Source organism: Azospirillum sp. A1-3 (assembly GCF_023806445.1).
In the GTDB taxonomy this organism is placed as follows: domain Bacteria; phylum Pseudomonadota; class Alphaproteobacteria; order Azospirillales; family Azospirillaceae; genus Azospirillum.
On sequence record NZ_JAMSLU010000003.1, the window covers coordinates 773,683 to 795,522 of the forward strand.

At 69.2% G+C, this 21,840-nt stretch carries 14 protein-coding genes; 5 read left to right on the forward strand and 9 right to left on the reverse strand.

Going from position 1 to position 21,840, the window contains the following annotated elements; genetic code table 11:
* Positions 1 to 19 precede the first annotated feature (19 nt).
* The gene (locus M5E06_RS21450) at positions 20 to 1,192 is read right to left on the reverse strand and encodes an isovaleryl-CoA dehydrogenase (protein WP_252139920.1); all 1,173 of its coding nucleotides are present in this window, start codon (positions 1,190 to 1,192) and stop codon (positions 20 to 22) included.
* Positions 1,193 to 1,491: 299 nt separating this feature from the next.
* On the opposite strand from M5E06_RS21450, the gene M5E06_RS21455 reads away from it, so the two are divergent.
* The gene (locus M5E06_RS21455) at positions 1,492 to 2,487 is read left to right on the forward strand and encodes a bile acid:sodium symporter family protein (protein ID WP_252139921.1); all 996 of its coding nucleotides are present in this window, start codon (positions 1,492 to 1,494) and stop codon (positions 2,485 to 2,487) included.
* Positions 2,488 to 2,506: 19 nt separating this feature from the next.
* Here M5E06_RS21455 and M5E06_RS21460 read toward each other — a convergent pair whose 3' ends face one another.
* Together M5E06_RS21460 and M5E06_RS21465 are read right to left on the reverse strand one after the other, a co-directional pair.
* On the reverse strand, positions 2,507 to 3,895 hold the full coding sequence (locus tag M5E06_RS21460; RefSeq protein ID WP_252139922.1) for a hypothetical protein: 1,389 nt from the start codon (positions 3,893 to 3,895) through the stop codon (positions 2,507 to 2,509).
* Between the two features lie 26 nt (positions 3,896 to 3,921).
* Complete coding sequence (locus M5E06_RS21465; RefSeq protein ID WP_109153375.1) at positions 3,922 to 5,028, reverse strand: hypothetical protein; 1,107 nt, start codon at positions 5,026 to 5,028, stop codon at positions 3,922 to 3,924.
* A gap of 436 nt (positions 5,029 to 5,464) precedes the next feature.
* Here M5E06_RS21465 and M5E06_RS21470 point away from each other — a divergent pair, with 436 nt between their 5' ends.
* A complete protein-coding gene (locus M5E06_RS21470) occupies positions 5,465 to 5,869 on the forward strand; it encodes a 6,7-dimethyl-8-ribityllumazine synthase (protein ID WP_085084143.1) in 405 nt (134 codons plus the stop codon).
* A 42-nt stretch (positions 5,870 to 5,911) separates the two neighbouring features.
* Here M5E06_RS21470 and M5E06_RS21475 read toward each other — a convergent pair whose 3' ends face one another.
* Positions 5,912 to 8,383, reverse strand: a complete 2,472-nt coding sequence (locus M5E06_RS21475; protein ID WP_252139923.1) for a PAS domain-containing hybrid sensor histidine kinase/response regulator — start codon at positions 8,381 to 8,383, stop codon at positions 5,912 to 5,914.
* Positions 8,384 to 8,503: 120 nt separating this feature from the next.
* Positions 8,504 to 9,403: a LysR family transcriptional regulator gene (locus M5E06_RS21480; protein ID WP_252139924.1), complete on the reverse strand. Its 900-nt coding sequence runs from the start codon at positions 9,401 to 9,403 to the stop codon at positions 8,504 to 8,506.
* A gap of 75 nt (positions 9,404 to 9,478) precedes the next feature.
* Between M5E06_RS21480 and M5E06_RS21485 the strand changes: the two genes are divergently transcribed.
* On the forward strand, positions 9,479 to 10,708 hold the full coding sequence (locus tag M5E06_RS21485) for an MFS transporter (protein WP_252139925.1): 1,230 nt from the start codon (positions 9,479 to 9,481) through the stop codon (positions 10,706 to 10,708).
* 5 nt (positions 10,709 to 10,713) lie between these two features.
* The gene (locus M5E06_RS21490; protein ID WP_252139926.1) at positions 10,714 to 11,244 is read left to right on the forward strand and encodes a GNAT family N-acetyltransferase; all 531 of its coding nucleotides are present in this window, start codon (positions 10,714 to 10,716) and stop codon (positions 11,242 to 11,244) included.
* 5 nt (positions 11,245 to 11,249) lie between these two features.
* Here the strand turns inward: M5E06_RS21490 and M5E06_RS21495 are convergent, their stop codons facing one another.
* Positions 11,250 to 11,477, reverse strand: coding sequence for a hypothetical protein (locus M5E06_RS21495; RefSeq protein ID WP_252139927.1), 228 nt, complete (start codon positions 11,475 to 11,477; stop codon positions 11,250 to 11,252).
* Positions 11,478 to 12,030: 553 nt separating this feature from the next.
* Here M5E06_RS21495 and M5E06_RS21500 point away from each other — a divergent pair.
* Complete coding sequence (locus tag M5E06_RS21500) at positions 12,031 to 16,860, forward strand: NAD-glutamate dehydrogenase (RefSeq protein ID WP_252139928.1); 4,830 nt, start codon at positions 12,031 to 12,033, stop codon at positions 16,858 to 16,860.
* Positions 16,861 to 17,051: 191 nt separating this feature from the next.
* Here the strand turns inward: M5E06_RS21500 and M5E06_RS35640 are convergent, their stop codons facing one another.
* The 3 genes from M5E06_RS35640 to M5E06_RS21520 form a co-directional block, all read right to left on the reverse strand.
* Positions 17,052 to 19,199, reverse strand: a complete 2,148-nt coding sequence (locus tag M5E06_RS35640; RefSeq protein WP_286208881.1) for an O-linked N-acetylglucosamine transferase family protein — start codon at positions 19,197 to 19,199, stop codon at positions 17,052 to 17,054.
* Between the two features lie 81 nt (positions 19,200 to 19,280).
* A complete protein-coding gene (locus tag M5E06_RS21515; protein WP_252139929.1) occupies positions 19,281 to 19,430 on the reverse strand; it encodes a tetratricopeptide repeat protein in 150 nt (49 codons plus the stop codon).
* Positions 19,431 to 19,996: 566 nt separating this feature from the next.
* Positions 19,997 to 20,776, reverse strand: a complete 780-nt coding sequence (locus M5E06_RS21520; RefSeq protein WP_252139930.1) for a MarR family transcriptional regulator — start codon at positions 20,774 to 20,776, stop codon at positions 19,997 to 19,999.
* Between the last annotated feature and the right edge of the window lie 1,064 nt (positions 20,777 to 21,840).

The following is a 21,840-nucleotide window of genomic DNA, read 5'->3' on the forward strand; positions in this document are numbered from 1 at the left end:
TCGATCTTTTCCGTCCGGCTTACGCCGTCTCTTTAAACAGTTCGCGCCCGATCAGCATGCGGCGGATCTCGCTGGTGCCGGCGCCGATCTCGTAGAGCTTGGCGTCGCGCAGCAGGCGGCCGGTCGGGTACTCATTGATGTAGCCGTTGCCCCCCAGCGTTTGAATGGCCTCCAGGGCCATCCAGGTCGCCTTTTCGGCGGAGAACAGGATGGCGGCGGCGGCGTCCTTGCGGGTGGTCTCGCCCCGGTCGCAGGCCTTGCAGACGGCGTACACATAGGCCTTGGCGGCGTTCATGATCGTGTACATGTCGGCGATCTTGCCCTGCATCAGCTGGAACTCGCCGATCGACTGGCCGAACTGCTTGCGGTCGTGGACATAGGGGATCACCACGTCCATGCAGGCCTGCATGATGCCGAGCGGACCGCCGGACAGCACCGCGCGCTCGTAATCCAGGCCCGACATCAGCACGTTCACGCCGCGGCCGACGCCGCCCAGGATATTCTCCTCCGGCACCTCGCAATCCTCGAACACCAGCTCTCCGGTGTTGGAGCCGCGCATGCCCAGCTTGTCCAGCTTCTGCGCCACCGAGAAGCCCCTGAAGGTCTTCTCCACCAGGAAGGCGGTGATGCCGCGCGGGCCGGCGTTGATGTCGGTCTTGGCGTAGATCACCAGCGTGTCGGCGTCGGGACCGTTGGTGATCCACATCTTGGTGCCGTTCAGGACGTAGCGGTCGCCCTTCTTCTCGGCCCGCAGCTTCATCGACACCACGTCCGACCCGGCGTTCGGCTCCGACATCGCCAGCGCGCCGATATGCTCGCCGGAGATCAGCTTGGGCAGATAGCGGCGCTTCTGCTCCTCGTTGCCGTTCTTGCGGATCTGGTTGACGCAGAGGTTCGAATGGGCGCCGTAGCTGAGGCCGACGGAGGCCGAGGCGCGGGATACCTCCTCCATCGCCACGACATGCTCCAGATAGCCCATGCCGGCGCCGCCATACTCCTCGTCGACCGTCACGCCGAGGATGCCAAGGTCGCCCATCTTGCGCCACAGTTCGTTCGGGAACTCGTTGCTGTGGTCGATCTCGGCGGCGCGGGGGGCGATCTCATTGGCGGCGAAGCTCCGCACCGAATCGCGCAGCATGTCGGCCGACTCGCCGAGGTCGAAATTCAGGCTGGGGTACTGGTTGGACAGCATGGACGTATCGCTCCCCTGGGAAATCATCCGTTCTTTGACCATACGTTACCGTATGGCGAGGCGCGCTGCAAGGGGGTACTGAGCAGGGACGAAAGTTGACCGATCCCAGGAGTTTGACCGCTTTTCGCAGTCGCAGCACATTTCCACATCGTGGAAGACTCCGGACCGGCGCCGATTTTCCCCAATCTTTTCAAGGCAGCCATGCATGTTGAATACTGTATTCCAGACCGGAGAAGGCCGTTATAAGAGAAGCCAATGCGTTATGTCCGGCCAGTGATAACGATTTGGGGGACCAACCAATGATTCGCGTGCCTCGCCCGAACCTGGACGGCTTCACCATGGCGCTGGTGGCGACCGTCGGTCTGGCGACCGTGCTGCCGGTGCATGGGCAGGCCGCCCAGGGCGTGCACTGGCTGGCGGAGGCGGCGATCGCGCTGCTGTTCTTCCTGCACGGCGCCCGGCTGCCGCGGGAAGAGGTGGTAGCGGGCATGGCGCATTGGCGCCTGCATCTGCTGATCTTCAGCCTGACCTTCGTCGCCTTCCCGCTGATCGGCTGGGCGGTGGTGGAAACGCTGCCGCACAGCCTGCTGCCGCCGGCCCTGGCGATCGGGGTGCAGTTCCTCTGCCTGCTGCCCTCCACCGTCCAGTCCTCCATCGCCTTCACCTCGATGGCGCGGGGCAACGTCGCGGCGGCGGTGTGCAGCTCCACCCTGTCCAACATCTCCGGCATCCTGATGACGCCGCTGCTGGTGGCCCTGTTCCTGAAGGTGCAGGGGACGGCGCTGTCGCTCGACACGCTGCAGACCATCGCGGCGCAGCTTCTGCTGCCCTTCGTCGCCGGCCAACTCCTGCGGCGCTGGGTCGGCGCCTGGGCGGCGCGGCACAAGACGATGCTGCGCTTCACCGACCGCGGCTCGATCCTGCTGGTCGTCTATCTCGCCTTCAGCGAGGCGGTGGTGAACGGCCTGTGGCATCAGGTGCCGCCGGCGGCCCTGGGCATGGTGGTGCTGATCGACGGCGCCATCCTGGCGCTGTTCCTGATCGGCACGACTGTGCTCAGCCGCCGCCTGGGCTTCTCCCGCGCCGACGAGGCGGTGATCGTCTTCTGCGGCTCGAAGAAGTCGCTGGTCAGCGGCGTGCCGATGGCCGGCGTCCTGTTCGCCCCCGCCACCGCCGGTCTGGTGCTGCTGCCGGTGATGGTGTTCCACCAGATCCAGCTGATGGTCGGCGCCATCCTGGCCCGCCGCTACGCCGATGAGGATGCAGCGAGGGACGCCCTGCCGGCGACGTCGTGAGGGAGAAAGGGCGCGCCCCCTACTCCTCCGCGAACTCTCCGGTCGCGGCCATGATGGCGGTGCGGAGCTGGTCGGCCTTGGCGGGGCCGGCGACCAGCTCCAGCAGGCGCAGGGCGTAGAACAGGCTGATCTCCGCCGTTTCCGCATCGTCCGGGTCGCCGGCCGCCTTGGGATACTGCGCCAGCAGGGCGTGCGCCCGCGCCATCAGCCCCTTTTCCATCGACGCCATCGCCGTCTTCAGCGGCTCGTGCAGGCTCAGCGCATCGGCCAGCCCCTCGCAGCGGCGCAGCGCGCGGGCATGCTCCTCGGCCGCCGCCTGGGCGTCCTCGTCCACCGCGGCGGGGCGGCCGTTCTCGACCGGGGCCGGAACGGCGGTCAGGATGCCGCCGGACGCGGTGTCGAGCACGGTTCCGGCCACCATGGTCCGCACCGCCGTCTTCACCGCCTCCAGCCGCTCGCGATAGACCGGCTCGGCCAGGAAATCCATGACGGCGGAGGTGGTGTTGACGCTGGCGACCAGCCGCTCGGCGATGGCGATGGCCTCCTCCGGCGCGATGGCGGCGGCGGCCCCGCCCGGTCCGGCGCTGTAGCCGTTGCCGTCCAGCCGGGCCGACCGCTCCTCCAGATTGGTGACCACCAGCCCGCTCAGTTGGGCGAAGATCACCGGCTGCTCACGCCGCGCCTTGCCGAAATCCAGATCGTTCAGCACCGTCAGCAGGTCGGCCGGGTTCGCCATGCGCGAGGCGGCGGCCAGCAGCAGGTAATAGACCAGCCCGGTCGATTGCCGCGCCACCGCCTGGACCGCCTGCTCGATGGCGCCAGCATGCTCGTCCCCCAGCGCCGGCAGCGGCTTCGGCGCCAGCGCGTCCTTCAGCGATTCCACCGTCAGCCCGATCTCCAGAAAGGCGGCGATGTCCAGCACCTGCCGCTGCAATTCCTCGTCGCCATGCAGCACGCGCCACAGCGCATGCCGGGCGCCGTCCTGCTCCACCGCTCCCCGAATGGCCTGGGCGGCCATCGGCCACAGCCGGCGCCCGATGTTGCGCAGCGCGTTGAGATTGCCGGGCGCCGTCTCCTGCACCTGCCGGTCGAGCTGGTCGATCAGGGCGGTGTCGCCGCACTCCGTCACCAGCGTCCACACCGGGTCGATCACCCGCCGTTCGATGCGGCCCAGCGGCACGTCGACGCCGCTGAAGCTTTCCAGCACATCCTCGAACGGCATGCACAGCACGCGCTTCAGCGTGGGGCGGCGCCCGGGGCGGACCTGAACCAGCCGCGGGCGGATGGCGGCGAAGGTCTGGCGCACGTCGGGATGGTCGCGCACCCGCTCCAGCAGGCGGACCACCTCGATGAACTTGTCCTCAGGGATGTCGAACAGCTTGGTTTCCAGCCCCGGCAGGCGGTCCACCTGCCCCTTTTTCTCCGCCCCTCCCGTCATGGCAGGCGCGCTTTCACCGCCTCGATCCGGCGGATGGCGTCGATGTCCATCTGGCCGGTGCGCCAGTCCTCCAGCATGCGGACGGAGCGGCGATGGGCCAGCTTGACCTGCTTGGCATCCTCGACGAAGTCGCGGCTCGTCTCCTTGCGCGGCAGCAGCGGCAGGATGCGGAACAGGTCGTTGACGGTCGCCGCCTGCTGGTGATGGTCCTCGGCCTGCGCCACCTCCCACGCCCCGGTGATGTGGCTCCAGCCGTCGAGCAGCCACGCCATGCGGCCGGCCTGGGCGCGCACGCGCAGGATCTCGATGTCCCAGTCACGCATCAGCGGCCCGATGGCCTCCACCCGCCGGTGGAAGTCGCCCAGAACCTTGTCGCCGATGCCGATGGTGTGCTGCGCCACCTCGGCGCAGAACTCCGCCACCGGGGCGGCGTCGCTCGGCACGTCGCGCGCCCATTCGGTCATGCTGTCGCGGAAGCTCTTCAGGTCGTTCAGCCCGCGCGTCAGCCGCCCCGGCCTGGGCGAATGCGCCAGTCCGACCGGGGCGGCGACCGCCGCGATGTCGGCCAGCCGGGCATAGAGCAGCGTGGCGTCCATGCGCAGGCTTTCCGCCGCGCGGGTCATCAGCTGGCGGGTCAGCCGCTGCCCCTCGTCGGTGTCGATGCCGGCCTTCAGCATCTCCGGCGATTCCAGACCCACCGCCTTCAGGATCGCCAGGATCAGCAGGTAGTGGGTCAGCGTGCTCTGCTCCTCGTCCTCCTCCAGGGCGCGGCGGGCGGCCTGCGCCGCCTGCGGCCCGGCAAGCCCGCGCCGCGCCGCCTTCAGCGTCGCCCGGCGGATCTCGTGCGGGGAGCAGGCGTCCTCCTTCACGATCAGGTCGTGCAGATAGCGGTCGTGCATGGTCATCGACACCATGTCCGGCACCGCCTTCCAGGCGACGACATAGATGCCCATGCCCTGCGACAGGCTGGGGATCAGCACCTCGAGCTTCGACCGCTCGCCACGGCGCACACGGGTCTGGGACAGCAGCGGCGTGGTGAAGGCCACCGCGGCCCCCCGCTCCTCGAAGGTCGACGGCGCGTATTCGATCGCACCTTTCAACATGATTGCCGTTCCGGATTCGCCTGGTCGTTCTTTTGGGCTGACGACACCCCTGTCGGCTCCCCCGCCTCCAGGTCCGTCACAACCGCAACGCCCTCATCATTACATGGTCGTAAGAAAAGCGGCGGCGACCAATTTGTGCTGAATTGTAGCGCAGTGCGACGGCCTGTCGCACTCGGCAACAGTTCGCACAAGGAGACCGTGCCTGTCCATCAGGGTTTTTCCTTGGATTCGCCTCTGCGACAGTTGGAACCCCGCCGCAATGCGGCGGGAATTACCCGCGCAACTTTATGAAGCTGACGGGAAATCTCCGTACCGATCAAGCCTCCATCGGCACCGCGCGACTGCCCTGGCGCTCTGCGCGGACGGCCCTTGCGCTTTGCGCGACGACGCGACAGTTTGGGCGAAGGTTACACCGCGAACATGGGAGAAGCAGAGGGTGAGCAACATCGGCATCGTGCTCGGACGGTTCCACCGCAAAGAGGTGGAAGAGATGCTGGACGAGGCGCGCACCGTCGCCGCCCGCCGCGGCCTCGGCATCGTCGCGGAGGTCTGGGTTCCCGGCTCGATGGAAAAGCCGCTGGCGATCAAGCGCCTGCTGATGCGCGACGACGTCGCCGGCGCCGTGGCGCTGGGCATCATCGAACGGGGCGAGACCGAGCACGGCAACGTCATGGGCCATGCCGTCATCTCCAGCCTGATCGACCTGCAGCTCCAGTTCATGAAGCCGGTCGGCGTCGGCATCCTCGGGCCGGGCATCAACCCGTCGCAGATCCCGCCGCGCATCCGCCCCTACGCCGCCGCCGCGGTGGACGCCTGCGCCGACCTGATCGAGCAGGGCTGAGGCACGCACGCTCCGGCGGGGGGACGGACGGCCGCCGAACCGTCACGTCCCCCCGAGCAGCTCGCCCAGTGCGTGGCTCAGCTGGCGCGGGGTCACCGGCTTGTGGATGATGCCCAGCCCATGGGCGGCGGCGTCGCGTTCGCAGTCGGGGCCGGTCTCGCCGGTCAGGATCAGGCCGGGGATGGGGGGCTTGCCGGGATCGCCATACAGCGCGCGGATGCGGGCGACCGCGTCGGTCCCGAACTGCCCTTCGCGCAGGCGATAATCGGCGACGATCAGGTCGGGGCGCCGGCCCATCCGGCTCAACCCCTCCACCGCCTTCTGGGCGGAGCCGGCGACCAGCACCTCGTACCCCCATTCGCGGAAGATCGTCTCCAGTCCCAGCAGCACGATGGCGTCGTCGTCGACCACCACGGCGAAGCGCCCGCGCCCGGTCGTCGCCGCCTCCGCCGCGGTCACCGGCGCCTCGATGGTGCGGCCGAGCGGCAGGGCGATGACGAAGCTGGTCCCCTGCCCCGGCTTGGACTGGACGTCCACCGGATGGTTCAGCAGCTGCGACAGCCGCCGCACGATGGCAAGCCCCAGCCCCAGACCGCGGTTGCGGTCGCGCTCCGGGTTGCCGACCTGATGGAACTCCTCCCAGATGCGCTCCAGATGGTCGGGCGGGATGCCGATGCCGGTGTCGCGCACCTCGATCAGCAGCCGCCCGCCGGCCCGGCGGCATTCGATGTCGATCCGCCCGCTCTCGGTATAGCGCAGGGCGTTCTCCACTAGGTTGCGCACCATGCGGGTCAGCAGCGTGCGGTCGGTGCGGGCGGCGGCGTTGCAGGAGAGCATATGCAGCTCCAGCCCCTTCGCCGCCGCCACCGGCCGGTACGATGCGGCGATGTGCTCGAACAGCGGGGCGACCGGCACGGTCTCGATGTTCGGCTGGACCACGCCGGCATCCAGCCGCGACATGTCGAGCAGGCTGTCCAGCAATTCCTTCAGCGCGTCCAGCCCGCGCCCCAGATGCATCAGCGCATTGGCGCCCTGGCTGCCCTGCACATACGGCTTCAGCACGTCGACGAACAGCAGCAGCGCCTGCAGCGGCTGGCGCAGGTCGTGGCTGGCGGCGGCCAGGAACTTGCCCTTGGCGAGGTCGGCCGCCTCCGCCGTCTCCTTCGCCTGCAACAGCGCCTGCTGCGCCTGCCGGCGGACGGTGATGTCGCGGAAATAGACGGACAGCCCGTCGGCGTTGGGATAGATGCTGACCTCCACCCAGTCGCCCAGCACGGGGGACATCACCTCGATGGTCATCTCCCGCCCTTCGCGCACCGCCTGCTTCTGCGCCTCCAGCGACTCGCTGCCCAGCGCATTGGGGAAGGCTTCCCAGAGGCAGCGGCCCAGCAGGGTGTCGCGTGACCGGCCCCAGAGCTGTTCGGCCTTGCGGTTGATGTAGGTGAAGCGCCAGTCGTGATCGACGGCATAGAAGGCGTCGCTGATGCTCTCCAGGATCTTCACCGCCCGCTCGTGCGAGGCGCGGGCCTCCTCCTCCGCCCGCTTGCGCATCGTGATGTCGCGGAAGAAGCAGCCCACCCCTTCCGCCGTCGGCAGGTAGCGGATTTCCAGCCACAGTGTGGTGCCTTCGCCGTCGAAGCGCTTTTCGATGCTGGTCGGCTGACGCTCCGTCATCGTCTTGCGGCACAGCGCCTCCAGATCCGACCCGGCGAACTGCGGCCACACCTCCCACAGGCGTCGGCCGCGTATTGCCGACAGCGGCTGGCGGTCGAGCTGTTCGGCGCGGCGGTTCTGGTAGATGACGCGATAGTCGCAATCCAGCGCCACCAACGCCTCGTCGATGCTGTCCAGGATGTCGGTGGCGCGCCGGCGCGCGTCGGCGATGGCCTCCTCCATCCGCCGCTCGTCGGAGCGGTCATGCAGGATCCACAGGAACCCCTCCTCGTCGCCCTGGAGCGGCAGGATGGTCAGCGCCCCCCAGACGGCAGCGCCGTCGCGACGACGAAAGGCGCGCTCCTCCTGGACGCGGCCCTCGGCCAGCGCACGCACCCGCAGCGCGTCGGGCACGCCCGCGGCGACCTCTTCCGGCGGAAACAGGATGTCGGCCGGCTGCCCCTGCGCCTCATCCTCCGTCCAGCCCAGGATGCGGACGGCGCCGGGATTCCAGCTGGTCACCCGGCCGGCCGGCGACAGGGTCAGGATGGCGTGGCCGGTGGCGCTGTCCAGGATGGCGCGCAGCCGCCTTTCGCTGTCGGCATGGGCGGCGCGGCTGCGTTCCAGCGCGGTGAAGGCGGTGCGCAGATCCTCGTTCAGCGCGGTGACCGTCAGCAGGTCGTCGCAGCCGGTGCAGGCGGTGGACAGCGCCGTCTGCAGCTGCGCATTCTCGCGCTCCAGCTCCGCCAGCCGCGCCAGCAGTTTTGCGTCCGGTCCGGAACCCGGTTGGGCATGCCCGCCCCGCCCGCCTTCCATTCGGTTGCCGGCGGACTCGTTCGGGACGGACTGCTGCTTGGTCATAGGCGCCCAAGAAAAACGAAAGTCTCAGAAACCGAGAGTGCGCACTGCCTAAAGCCCCTGTAAACCTTCCAAAAGCAATATTCCTCCTGATCGTAAATGTGCGAAATTTTATCGAAGTTGTTACCGCATATCGGTGATTGCCTTCACCATCGCCCGCACGCCCGCATCGAGTACTTTGTCACGCCGCAACACCAACCCTAACTTGCGGATCAACGGCGGCGTCAGAGGTTGAACTGCGAAGCGGTCGCAATCCTGCGGGCTCCCGACGGTGACCGACGGCAGGATCGACCGGCCCAGCCCGGCGGCGACGAGGTTCTTGATCGCCTCCACATTGCCCAGCTCCATCGCCGGGCGCGGCTGGATGCCGCCGGCCATGAACCAGCCGTCGATCACCGCGCGCATGGTCCCGCCGCGCTCGTACAGGATCAGCGTCTGGTCGGCCAGCGCCGCCGGGGCGACTGCCGACGCCGGAGACCGGGCGCCGTCGCCGGGGCCATCTCTGGGGCCGACACAGACCAGTTCCTCGGCACAGACCGGTTCGATGGACAGGCCGGGACGGCCGGCCGGCAGGGTGACCAGCGCCAGATCGAGCGAACCGCCCTCCACCGCGTCCAGGATGTCCGGCGTGTTGCCGGTGACGACGATGATCTCCAGCCCCGGACGGGCGCTGCGCAGCGCCGTCAGGATCGGCGGTAGCCGGTAGATGCAGGCGGTGGCGCCGGTGCCGATGCGCACGCGCCCGACCTGCCCGGCGCGGTGGCGGCCCATGGCGACTGCTGCCGCCTCCACTTCCTCGCGCAGCCGGCGGATGAAGGGCAGCAGGTCGCGCCCGGCCGCGGTCGGCAGTGCCCGCTTGCCCACCCGCTCCACCAGCCGCACGCCGAAGCGCTCCTCCAGATTGCGGATCTGCATGCTGACCGCCGGCTGGGTCAGGCCAAGCCGGCCGGCCGCCTCGGTGAAGCCGCCATGCTCGACGACGGTGGCGAAGGTGATGAGCTGGTCGAGATTCAGGCCACGCATACCCCCAGTCTTCCTTATGGTTCCGATCAAATCAATAAATTTGCCTTTTTATCCGCCCTCCGCGACGGTGTGGTCATGACGACCGCCGCCATCCCCGCTCCTGCCGCCCGCCAAACCTGGCTCCTGCTGCTTTGCGCCAGCCGCTTCGCCACCTCGCTGTCCTTCATGGTCTATGCCGGCGCGCTCGGGCCGGCGATGCAGGCCTGGGGCATGTCGGCGGGGGAGGCCGGGTCGATCCAGACCGCCTTCAACGTCGGCTATGCCCTGTCGCTGGTCGGGTCCTCCTGGTTCGCCGACAGTCTGGGCGCCAAGCGCGTCTTCCTGTGGGCCAGTTGGGCGACGGCGCTGACCGGCCTCGCCTTCGCCTTCTTCGCCCGCTCGGCGGAAAGCGGGCTGCTGCTGTTCGCGCTGGTCGGGCTGACCCAGGGCGGCACCTACGCCCCCTCCATCATGCTGGTGGCGCAGGGCGTGCCGGCGGCGCGGCGCGGCGCGGCGGTGGGCTGGCTGCTGGCAGCGGGGTCGCTCGGCTATTTCGGCTCCATCGCGCTCGCCGCCGGACTGTCGGAACGCTTCGGCTACGAGGCCGCCTTCATCGCCTGCGGGCTGGGGCCGCTGCTGGCGGCGCTGCTCGGCACGCCGGGACTGCGCGGCCGGGCCAATCTGGTGGCCGGCGGCGGAGCGCGGCGGCTGCGCGGTGCCTTCCGCTTCCTGGCCGACCGCCGCTCCCTCCTGCTGACCGTGGGCTACACCACCCATTGCTGGGAGCTGCTGGGCATGTGGGCGTGGCTGCCCGCCTTCCTCACCGCCAGCCTCGCCGGGTCCGGCGGCGCCGGGGTTCGCGGGCTGTGGATCGCCGGAGCCATCCACATCTCGGGCTTCGTGTCGTCGCTGCTGATGGGGCGCGCGTCCGACCGGCTGGGCCGCCGGCTGGTGCTGGTGGCGATGGGCGTGCTGGGCGCGGCCTGTTCCTTCACCATCGGCTGGATGGACGGGATGCCGCTGGCGCTCGTGCTGGCGTTGGCGGCGCTCTACGGCTTTTCCGCACTGGGCGATTCGCCGGTGCTGTCGACGGCGATGACGGAATCGGTCGAGCCGGGCAGCCTGGGAGCGGCGCTCGCCGTGCGCTCCATCCTCGGCTTCGGCGCCGGCGGCGCGGCGCCGCTGGCGGTCGGTCTGGTGCTCGACCATGCCGGCGGCACCGGCGGTTCCGGCTGGGGCTGGGGTTTCGCGCTTCTCGGCGTCGGCGGCGGGTTGGCGACCGTCTGCGCCCTTCTTCTTCCCGCCGACCGTCCTCAACGGAGCTGATGTTAATGCCTGCCATCACGGTGCGGGCGTCCACCGACGCCGACATTCCAGCCATCACCGCGCTCTATGCCCACCATGTCCTGTACGGCACCGCCTCCTTCGAAGAGGTCCCGCCGGACGAGGCGGAGATGGCGCGGCGCCGCGCCGACATCCTGTCCCGCGGCCTGCCCTATCTGGTGGCGGAGTGCGAGGGGCGGCTGTCCGGCTATGCCTATGCCGGTCTGTACCGCACGCGCAGCGCCTACCGCTTCACGCTGGAGAACTCGGTCTATGTCGCCGAGGACATGGGCCGGCGCGGCATCGGCCGGGCGCTGATGATCCCGCTGCTGGAGATGTGCGAGGCGGCGGGCTACCGCCGGATGATCGCGGCGATCGGCGACAGCGCCAACCACGGCTCGATCGGCCTGCACAGCGCCTGCGGCTTCCGGCACGTCGGCATCCTGCCGGCGGTGGGCTTCAAGTTCGGCCGCTGGCTGGACGGCGTGCTGATGGAACGCCCGCTGGGCGAGGGAAGCGACAGCCTGCCGACCGGCTGACCCGCTCAGTCCGCCCCCAGAAGCTCATCCCGCCGCGGGCTGGGCGCCGTCGCCATCGGCACCGTCCGCGGCAGCTCCACGCTGGGCAGCCGCCACTCCACCGGCGGCGCCGACCCCGGCGTCGGCCGATGCTGGTCCAGCACGGCCAGCAGCGTCAGCAGCGCCAGGGCCAGCGCCGCCACCAGCAGCCGGCGGTCCACGCCGGCCAGAAAGCCGCGTTCCCGCAGGGCCATGCTCCGTCCTCCCCCCTCCGTCGGCCTCGTCGCACCGGACCAGCTTGGCCGATGCGGCGGAACGACGCAATGCGGCTGTACGGCCAGGATTTTGCCGAACTTTCCACCACTGCCCGCCAGCCTGTTTCCAGCCTTGCGGAAAAGGCTCCGCCTTCGTTCAGAAACACCATTCGGTCAGCAGCGCTGACCCGGTTTCTCCGCCATTTCCCGGCTTCCCGTCGATTTGTCGGCGAAAGAGCGATCCCGCCGAATCGAGTCGGCATTCCTTCGCTTGGGCCAGCCCTCCGGCCACCGCCGGATGCGGCAGATGGGCACTGTGCGCCTTTACCGCGGCATCATCTGTGCCGTGGATGTGAACGCGCTATGGATAAATTTGGCGGACATGTCACTGGGTTGTCCGAATCTTTGGAGAAATACCCCCAAAGGGGTGCGAATCGCCGCTTGGTCAGAAATCCTGCCGTTTATTTGCCGTCGAAATGTTGTTTGTGGGGTGGTACTACCAATCCAAAGAAAAACCCGACCAATGAAAACCCAAGAGGAGACATCCACCATCATGCGTACGGCGACGAAGGACCTGGCAGGCGACTTGCGGCAGCAACTGGCCGAACTGGTGCGCAGCCGGGTTCCGAACGCGCGGGCGGAGCGCTTCGTGAAGCGCTTCTATGCCAACGTGCCCCCCGACGACCTGCTGCGCGGTACGCCGGAACAGCTTTACGGCGCCGCTCTCGCCATGTGGCAGTGGGGCCAGCAGCGTGTGCCCGGCGTGCCCAAGGTGCGGGTCTACGCCCCGCGGCTGGACGAGCATGGCTGGCAGACCGAACGCTCGGTGGTGGAGATCGTCAACGACGACATGCCCTTCCTGGTCGATTCCGTCACGGCGGAGCTGAACCGGCAAGGCGTCACCGTCCACCTCATCATCCATCCCGTCACCCGCGTCGTCCGCGACGCCGAGGGCCGCATCGTCGAGCTTCTCGAACCGGGCGAGGAAAAGGACGGCGCCCGCGACGAATCCTTCATGCACTGCTCGATCGACCCGCTGTCGGACCCGGCCGCCCAGGCCCGTCTGCGCGAGGGGATCGAACGGGTGCTGGCCGACGTCCGCGCCGCGGTGGAGGACTGGACGCCGATGCGCGAGCGCGTGCGCAGCGCCCGCACCGACATCGCCAACGCCCCCGACGCCGAGGAGTCCAAGGAGGCCGCCGACTTCCTGACCTGGGTCGACGACGGCAACATGACCCTGCTGGGCAGCCGTCTCTACATCGCCACCATCGGCGAGGAGGGGCAGGAGCCCTGGCTGGAGCTGGTGGACGGCAGCGGTCTCGGTGTGCTGCGCAACCCCGAGATCACCGTGTTCGACGAGCATGGCCACGCCGCCGTGCTGCCGGAGGAAATCCGCGCCTTCCTGCGCCAGCCGCGCGCGCTCCTGGTGACCAAGGGCACCCGGCACGCCACCGTGCACCGCTCGGTCCCGCTGGACGCCATCCTGGTCAAGCGCTTCGACGACCAGGGCAAGGTGGTCGGCGTCACGCTGGCGGTCGGCCTGTTCACCTCCGTCGCCTACAACCGCAGCCCGCGCGAAATCCCGTTCCTGCGCCGCAAGGTCGCCCGCGTCATGGGCCGCGCCGGCTTCGACCCCGCCGGCCATGACGGCAAGGCGCTGCTGAACATCCTTGAGACCTACCCGCGCGACGAGCTGTTCCAGACCCCGTCCGACGAGCTGTTCGAAACGGCGGTCGGCATCCTGCACCTGCAGGAACGCCAGCGCCTCGCCCTATTCGTCCGCCGCGACCCGTTCGAACGCTTCGTCTCCGCCCTGGTCTTCGTGCCGCGCGACCGCTACGACACCGCGCTGCGCCGCAAGATCCAGTCGGTGCTGGAAACCGCCTTCCACGGCACCTGCGCCTCCTACTTCACCCAGCTGTCGGACAGCGCGCTCGCCCGCCTGCACCTGATGGTGAAGACGGAGCCGGGCAAGATCCCCGCCGTCGACATCAGCGAAATCGAATCCCGGCTGGTCCAGGTCTCCCGCAGCTGGGCCGACCGGCTGCGCGACGCGCTGGTCGAGGCGCAGGGCGAGGAGACCGGCAACGCCCGGCTGCGCCGCTACGCCGACGCCTTCCCGGCCGGCTACCGCGAGACCTTCACCGCCGAAACCGCCGTCCACGACATCGACCGCATCGAGCGCGCGCTTTCCGAACAGCGCCTCGGCATCGTGCTCTACCACCCGCTGGAGGCCGACGGCGACGAGCTGCACGTCAAGATCTACCACCAGGGCCGGCCGGTACCGCTGTCCGACGTGCTGCCGATGCTGGAGCACATGGACCTGAAGGTCATCACCGAACAGCCCTACGAGGTGCGGCCCGCCGGCGGCGCCCCGTCGGTCTGGATCCACGACTTCGCCGCCCGCACCCAGACCGGCTTGGCCGTCGACTGCGTCAAGGTCAAGCAGACCTTCCAGGATGCCTTCGCCGACGTTTGGGACGGCCGGATGGAGGATGACGGCTTCAACCGTCTGGTCCTGCGCGCCGGGCTGGCCGGGCGCGAGGTCACGGTGCTGCGCGCCTATGCCAAGTACCTGAAGCAGGCCCGCTTCGCCTACGCCCAGGACACCATCGAGGCGACGCTGTCGGCCCATCCGCAGACCGCCCGCCTGCTGGCCCGGCTGTTCGCCGCCCGCTTCGACCCGAAGAATCTCGCGGACGAGACCCCGATCCTGGAGCAGATCGAGGATGCGCTGGACGCCGTCACCAATCTGGACGACGACCGCATCCTGCGCCGCTTCGTCAACCTGATCCGCGCCACCCTGCGCACCAACGCCTATCAGGCCGGCCCGGACGGCACGCCGAAGCCGCACCTGTCCTTCAAGCTGGACAGCGGCTCCATTGAAGAACTGCCGCTGCCGCGTCCGTGGGTGGAGGTCTTCGTCTACAGCCCGCGCATGGAAGGCGTCCATCTGCGCGGCGGCAAGGTCGCCCGCGGCGGCATCCGCTGGTCCGACCGGCGCGAGGATTTCCGCACCGAGATCCTCGGCCTGATGAAGGCGCAGATGGTGAAGAACACCGTCATCGTGCCCGTCGGCTCCAAGGGCGGTTTCGTCGTCAAGCGTCCCCCGGCCCCGAGCGCCGGCCGTGAAGCCGCTCTGGCCGAAGGCATCGAGTGCTACAAGACGCTGATGCGCGGCCTGCTGGACGTCACCGACAATCTGGCCGCCGACGGCTCGGTGGTGCCGCCGAAGGACGTGGTGCGCCACGACGCCGATGATCCCTATCTGGTGGTCGCCGCCGACAAGGGCACGGCCACCTTCTCCGACATCGCCAACGGTGTGTCGGTCGATCACGGCTTCTGGCTGGGCGACGCCTTCGCCTCGGGCGGCTCGGCCGGTTACGACCACAAGGTGATGGGCATCACCGCCCGCGGCGCCTGGGAATCGGTGAAACGCCATTTCCGCGAGATGGGCACCGACATCCAGACCACCGACTTCACCGTGGTTGGCGTCGGCGACATGTCGGGCGACGTGTTCGGCAACGGCATGCTGCTGTCCAAGCACATCCGCCTGCTGGCCGCCTTCGACCATCGCCACATCTTCCTCGACCCCGATCCCGACGCAGCGTCGAGCTGGGAGGAACGCAACCGGCTGTTCGCCCTGCCCCGCTCCTCCTGGGCCGACTACGACCGCTCCAAGCTGTCGAAGGGCGCCATGATCGTCGAACGCAGCGCCAAGACGGTGGAGCTGACGGCGGAGGTCCGCGCCTGCTTCGGCATCGACCAGGATCACCTGTCACCGGTGGAGCTGATGCGCCGCCTGCTGATGGCCCCAGTCGACCTGCTGTGGTTCGGCGGCATCGGCACCTACATCAAGGCCTCGACCGAGACCAATGCCGAGGCCGGCGACAAGGCCAACGACGCCCTGCGCGTCGATGGCGGCCAGATCCGCGCCAAGGTGGTCGGCGAGGGCGCCAACCTGGGCGTCACCCAGCGCGGCCGTATCGAGGCCGCCCAGAAGGGCCGTGACGGCAAGGGCGTGCGCCTGAACACCGACGCCATCGACAACTCCGCCGGCGTCGACACCTCCGACCATGAGGTGAACATCAAGATCCTGCTGGGCGACGTCATGGCGCGGGGCGACATGACGCTGAAGCAGCGCGACACCCTGCTGGCCGCCATGACCGACGAGGTGGCGGGGCTGGTGCTGGCCGACAACTACCGCCAGACCCAGGCCCTGACCATCGCCGAGGCGCAAGGGCCTGCCCTGCTGGAGGCGCAGTCGCGCTTCATCCGCAATCTGGAGCGCAGCGGACGCCTCAACCGCGCCATCGAGTATCTGCCGACCGACGAGGAACTGGCCCAGCGCATGGCCGAACGGCGCGGCCTGACCCGGCCGGAACTGGCGGTGCTGCTGGCCTACGCCAAGATCACGCTCTATGACGAGCTGCTGGCGTCGGAGCTGCCGGACGACCCGGCGACGGTCGAGGACCTGCTGCGCTACTTCCCGCAGCCGCTGCGCGACGGCCAGCGCGAGGCGATCTTCCGCCACCGCCTGCGCCGCGAGATCGTGGCGTCGGCGGTCACCAACAGCCTGGTCAACCGCGTCGGCGCCACCTTCGTCCGCGACATGGTGGAAAAGACCGGCCTCGGCCCGGCGGACGTCGCCCGCGCCTATGCCATCGCCCGCGACGTGTTCCAGCTGCGCCCGCTGTGGGACGCCATCGACGCGCTCGACAACGTCGTGCCGGCGGCGCTGCAGACGGCGCTGATGCTGGAGACCGTCCATCTGCTCGACCGCACGGTGGCGTGGTTCCTGGCCCACAGCCCGCACCCGCTGGATCTGGGCCGCGAATCCGCCGCCTTCCGTCCGGGGGTGGAGGCTTTGGCCGCCGGTCTGGACCGCTTCCTCGACGAGGAGGAATCCTCCCGCCTCGCCACCCGGATCGCCGATGCCATCGCCCAGGGCGTGCCGGAGGATCTGGCCCGCCGGATCGCCGCCTTGCCGGTTCTGGCCGCCGCCCCCGATCTGGTGCGCATCGCCGAGCGTACCGGCCGTGCGGTGGAAGGCGTCGCCTCGGTCTATTTCGGGCTGGGCCGCCGCTTCGGCCTGGAATGGCTGCGCGACCGCGCCGCCGGCGCCAAGGTCGACAACCACTGGCAGCGTCAGGCGGTCGCCGCCATCGTCGACGACCTGTTCGCCCACCAGAGCGCGCTGACCGTGCGCGTGCTGGAAAGCGAGGGCGACGAGTCCGCCGCGGTGGACGCCTGGATCGCCAGCCGCACTCTGGTGGTGGAGCGCGTCGAGCAGCTTCTCGCCGAACTGCGCGCCCAGCCGGCGGTCGATCTCGCCATGCTGGCCGTCGCAAATCGGCAGCTGCGCGGCCTGATTGCCGGATGATCGGCGGCTAATGGTGTCACAGGGATAGGAGACCCTCGGTTCGGACGGCCCGGCTGCACTGTCCTGCGCAGCCGGGCTTCCGGAACGCCGGTGCCTTTTCAGGCACGTTCAGGCATCGGCATTCAGTCTCCTCGCCTCGGGCGGATCCACCTCACCGTGGATCCGCCCACTTTCTTTTTCGAAAGCAACTTTTACGATTTGTCGGCCGGGGAAGGACTCAACTGTACTCGCCCTCTCCCGCCCCGGGAGAGGGAGGGGACCCGCGCCGAAGGCGTGGGGAGGGTGAGGGGTAGGACGAGAATCCCGAACCGCATGGCTCCTTGGATCACCCCTCCCATGGCGTTGCCATGGGCCCCTTCCCTCTCCCCGGACGGGAGAGGGAGCCATATGCGCTTACCCCACCTTCCCCAAAGTCGCGTCCACCAGCGCCAGAATGCGCCGGGCGGCGTCGGCCGGGTCGATGGCGGCGATGCAATGCGCCTCTGCCGCCAGACAGGACACGCTGCAGGGCGGCACCAGCGCCCGCTCCTCCCGTCCGCCGGTCCAGGGCCGGAAGCGTTCCGGCGCGTGGAAATGGTTGGGATCGCCGCCGATGAGATGGCAGGAGAACACCGGCACCCCCATCGCCGCCGCCAGATGGGCCGGCGTGGAATCCATGGTGACCGCCAGCTGCCGCGTCCACCATCACCGCGGCAGCGACGCGCAGCGGGGTGGCGCCGGTCAGGTCGACGGTCCGTCCCGGCAGCGCCGCCGCGATCACACCGGCCGCACGGCCTCTCCGCCACCGTGCCCAGCACGGCGACCCGCGCCTCTTCACGATCCTCCGCCGTCAGCGTCAGTTCCAGCGGACCCAGATCCGGCCGCGCCCCTAGCGCCTCCAACAGGGCGGCGTTCTGCTCCACCTCGTGCCGGCCGGGCGGCGGGTGCAGCGCCAGCCCATAGGCGCGGTCGAAGCCCTGGTTGCCCTCCGCCTTCCACGGCGTCACCCGCTCGGAAAAGCCGGCGACCAGCCGCGCCCGGCTGTTGGCGGCGAGCGTCGTCGCGCCATGCCGGTCGAAGTCGTAGCGCGGCACCAGCGCCAGATCGAAGCCGGCGCGATAGCACTCGGCGAACAGCTTCAGCCCGCCGGGACTGATGCCGCGGAAGTCGATGTCGCCGCCCTCCTTCGGCCGTGGGGCGATCACCCCATCGACCCAGCGGCAGGTCACTGCCAGATCCGCCACCGCCTCGCGCACCGCCAGCAGGATGCGCGCCTGTGGTGCTGCGGCGCGCAGGCCGCGCAGGAAGGGGGTCGCCATCACGAAGTCGCCGGCCTCGTCCATCAGCGCCGACCGCCGCATCCGCTCGCGCTGCGCGTCGAGGAAGTCACGATCGGTCGCCAGCCGAATACCCTGCGCCAGATAGCCCTCATCATCCCGCGTCACCAGCTCCGCCATCCCGACGGCATCGAGCATGCTGGCGCCCCAGCGGCCGATCTTGGTCGGCCCGCTCTGGTTCAGCACCGGCACGCCCATCCACAGCGCGTCGCAGATGGTGGTTCCGCCATTGTCGAAGACGGGGTCCAGCGCCACGTCGATGGTGACGTAATCCTGATACGGATCGGGCGTGATGCCGCGCAGTTCCAGCCGCTCCGCCCCGATGCCGTGCCGGGCGAAGGCGGCCAGCAGGCGCGCCCACAGCGCGATGGTGGCGGCGTTCACCTTGGTGATGTTGTTGAAGGACCCGAAGGTCACATAACCGTTGCGCTCCATCGGCGGCCGGTCCGGCGGCGCGAAGCCGGACTCCGCCGGGCGGTAGCACAGCACACATCCCGGCAGCCGGATCAGCTTCTCCACATGCAACTTCTCCACATGCAACGCATCCGCCCCCGGCGGCGCCACGCGAGGGTCGGCGATCTGGTAATCGACGGCACTCAGCCCCGTCGTGTTGGGATAGAGCGGCAGGCTGACCTGCAGCGGCGCCAGCCCGGCCAGCGCCCGGAAAGCCGCCTCCGCCAGCTCCGGCCGGCCGGCGTCGCGCAGGGCCGCCCCCCGGTTGAAGGCGGCCAGCACCCGGTGCGGCTCCAGCCTCGCCGCCCGTCCATACCAGTCCGCCGCCGGCAGGAAGCGCCCGCAATCGTACAGCGCGTCGCCCAGATCCGCGGCGCTCCCGGCGTCCGCCGGTCCCTGCTGGCCCAGCCGCGTCCGCACCGCCGCTTCCATCCGCGCCGGCGACAGGTCGAGCGGCGCCAGACGGGCCGCATTGCGGAAGGCCGTCGCGGCTTCCTCCCACCGCTCCGCCACCTCCAGCAGCCGGCCGAGATTGGCATGGAAGATCGGCTGCTTCGGATCGGCCTTCATCGCCTGCCGGATCCGCTCGATCCCCTCCGCCAGCGCACCGGTCTGCGCCTTGATCAGGCCTGACAGGTGCAGCGCGTCCGCCTACCTCGGCAGCCGCTTCAGCACCTGCTCGTAGAGCGTCGCCGCCTCGGCCAGCTGCCCGTTCTGGTGATGGGTGACGGCACGGGTCAGAAGCGCCTGTGCGTCGGCGGTGCCCGGCGGGCGATGCAGCGGGCGATGGTTCGGCTTCATCCGCTGTCGGCACTCTCTGGTGGTCCGGCGGATAATGTTGGCCGCCATGGGGCGAATGCAACATTAGCGATTGATCGTTCGGCGGCGGGACAAACGCCAGTTGGCGCTGCCGCTCGGCCAGGGCCGCTTCACGGGCGCGGGTGCGGCGGCGCTGCTCCTCGGTGCGGGCGCGCAAGTTCTGTTCCTGGCGCAGCCGGCCGGCCAGCCGCTTCAGATCGTCGGCGGCGCGGCTTTCCGCCGGCGGCGGCAGGGCGCCCAGCGCCTCGCGGAAGTCGCCCAGCGTCGGAAAGCGGCTCCAGCCGCTGCGGAACCCCGCCCACACCGCCTCGAAGGCCGCCATCCAGCGGTCGGCCGGCCAGCCCGCCATCGCCCGGACATCGGCTTCCAGCAGGTCGGCCTCCGGCAGTTCCAGCGCGAAGCGCTCGGCCAGCTTCTCCAGCCCGATCAGCACATTCTCGACGCCGATCGCCGGGGTCAGCGCGCCGATGGCCTGCTCGACCCGGTCGGCCAGCGCGCCGATCTCCTCGGGCGACAGATCCCGCGTCTCGAACCGCAGATCCGCCGCCTCAAGCCTGGCCAGCGAGGCGAAGGCGCAAGGCTGCAAGGGTTTCGCGGTTGCGGCCGGCGGCATCGGAGACAGGTCCGGCACGCAAGGAAGATGAGCGGCGGTCATGGCGGGGCTCCCGGCGGGACTGGGGGGCAGAAGGCTTGGAGACTGGTGCGGCCGGCTCTCCGGCTGGCGCCACCAGCTCGCGGGCGATCCAGCGGCGCCAGGCGGCCCCCGGATCCGGCGGGCGGTAGCCGTTGCGGCGGTGGGCCTTGCGGCACCAGGACACGAACTTGGCCGTCACCCGGCCGGCATCGACCTCCGGACGCTCCGCTGCTGCCCAGGCCAGATCGGCGGCATCCGGCTGCCAATCAGCCGGCAAAGCCTCGTCCCGTCCATCCATCCCCCCACCCGAGGGGGAGGAGGAGGATTCAGGATTCTGAGAATCCAAGGAAAAGCCGGCCAGCGAACCGCAACTGTCAGCCGGCTGACAGGACATGCCGGCGGTAAAGCCCTCCATCCCCGCCAGCTGATAGGCGAAACCGCGCAGGCCCCGCCGCGGCTTGGCGCAGACCAGCGCCGCCGCCGTTTCCAGCGACGCCTTCTCCTGCAGGCCCTTCAGCACGGCGTTGAACCAGGCGCGGCTTTGCCCCAGCTCCTCGGCCAGCTCCCCTTGCGTGGCGGTGCAGACACCGTCGCGGTCGGCATGGGCGTAGAGCGCGGACAACACCGCGATGTCGGCGGCCTGGATGCCGGGCACGGCGATCCAGCGCCTGTACATGTCGATGTATGGCTTCATTGCGTTACCCGTCTGTCGGTCGATCCGTGGACGGGCGGAGGCAAGGGACTAGCGTCAACGGACTCGCTCTTGAATCCGCTTGGCTTTGCGGGCCTGCCCTGCCATCATGGAGTCGCCAAACCGCCAGATGTGGGGTGCCCGGGTTTCCCTCGGTCTCCTCCGTCCGACACGAAGGGCCCGGAGCAATCCGGGCCTTTTGTGTTTGCGGAGGTCGGTTCTCCGTTACCGCATGCTGCTCGTTCCTTCAGAAAACACGGGTGCAAGCACCCGTGGCGCCGGCCAGCATCTGGCAGGGGCGCATGTCGATGGCTTAAGGGCGGTTTTCGCCCGTTTTTTGAAATGTGTACGTGCCGTCGCGCATCTGTCCACGGTCTTGGAAAAATCGCCCGCCGACGGCATTTCGCGGACGGTCGGCGGGATTCTCACGGCGGAATCAACCACTTGGACCAGAGTCGCCGCGGCCGGCCGCCTGCGAGTGTCGCCGTTGTGCCGAAAGATTCGGGTCCAAACGTCGCCGTTGTGCCGAAAGATTCTTTGGCATCGGCAGCGTGCGACACCCGGACCGCACGGTCGAACGTCGCCGTTCTGCCGAATGATGGAGCGGATCCCTCCCCTCCCCCACCCTGCCGGGCATGGAATCGGCAGAGAATCGGGCGGGAATCGGCCCTTCGGCGGATCGTCCGAACGTCGCCGTTCTGCCAGTCAAAGTCCATCCAAGGCGGCATTCGACCGTCACAGCAGGGTGGAGGCACCACAATAATCCAATGAAATCATGGTCCTACCGATAAAGTCCCCCGCCCCTTCCTCCTCCGGCACGGCAGAACGCAGACGTTGGCGCCGCCATCGCCCGGCGGCAGCCGGTCCGCCGCCGCGTCATCGGCCGGCATCCGCCCCCGACCGGCAAAACTGGCAGAACGGCGACATCCGACACCCCAATCCGCCCCGGTCACGGGAATCTTTCGGCAGAACGGCGACGTTTGAGCCGGCAGTGTGGAACAGGGCGGCAGGCTTGTGGATTATGGCTAGGACCCCTTCAAGCCGCACGGGACCCGCGGAGAGATCGC

Excerpts from the sequence above, each read along its gene's own strand:
- M5E06_RS21450 (WP_252139920.1), bottom strand. The coding sequence starts at position 1,192 with ATGCTGTCCAACCAGTACCCCAGCCTGAATTTCGACCTCGGCGAGTCG.
- M5E06_RS21455 (WP_252139921.1), top strand. The coding sequence starts at position 1,492 with ATGATTCGCGTGCCTCGCCCGAACCTGGACGGCTTCACCATGGCGCTG.
- M5E06_RS21465 (WP_109153375.1), bottom strand. The coding sequence starts at position 5,028 with ATGTTGAAAGGTGCGATCGAATACGCGCCGTCGACCTTCGAGGAGCGG.
- M5E06_RS21475 (WP_252139923.1), bottom strand. The coding sequence starts at position 8,383 with ATGACCAAGCAGCAGTCCGTCCCGAACGAGTCCGCCGGCAACCGAATG.
- M5E06_RS21480 (WP_252139924.1), bottom strand. The coding sequence starts at position 9,403 with ATGCGTGGCCTGAATCTCGACCAGCTCATCACCTTCGCCACCGTCGTC.
- M5E06_RS21485 (WP_252139925.1), top strand. The coding sequence starts at position 9,479 with ATGACGACCGCCGCCATCCCCGCTCCTGCCGCCCGCCAAACCTGGCTC.
- M5E06_RS21490 (WP_252139926.1), top strand. The coding sequence starts at position 10,714 with ATGCCTGCCATCACGGTGCGGGCGTCCACCGACGCCGACATTCCAGCC.
- M5E06_RS21495 (WP_252139927.1), bottom strand. The coding sequence starts at position 11,477 with ATGGCCCTGCGGGAACGCGGCTTTCTGGCCGGCGTGGACCGCCGGCTG.
- M5E06_RS21500 (WP_252139928.1), top strand. The coding sequence starts at position 12,031 with ATGCGTACGGCGACGAAGGACCTGGCAGGCGACTTGCGGCAGCAACTG.
- M5E06_RS35640 (WP_286208881.1), bottom strand. The coding sequence starts at position 19,199 with ATGAAGGCCGATCCGAAGCAGCCGATCTTCCATGCCAATCTCGGCCGG.
- M5E06_RS21515 (WP_252139929.1), bottom strand. The coding sequence starts at position 19,430 with ATGAAGCCGAACCATCGCCCGCTGCATCGCCCGCCGGGCACCGCCGAC.
- M5E06_RS21520 (WP_252139930.1), bottom strand. The coding sequence starts at position 20,776 with ATGAAGCCATACATCGACATGTACAGGCGCTGGATCGCCGTGCCCGGC.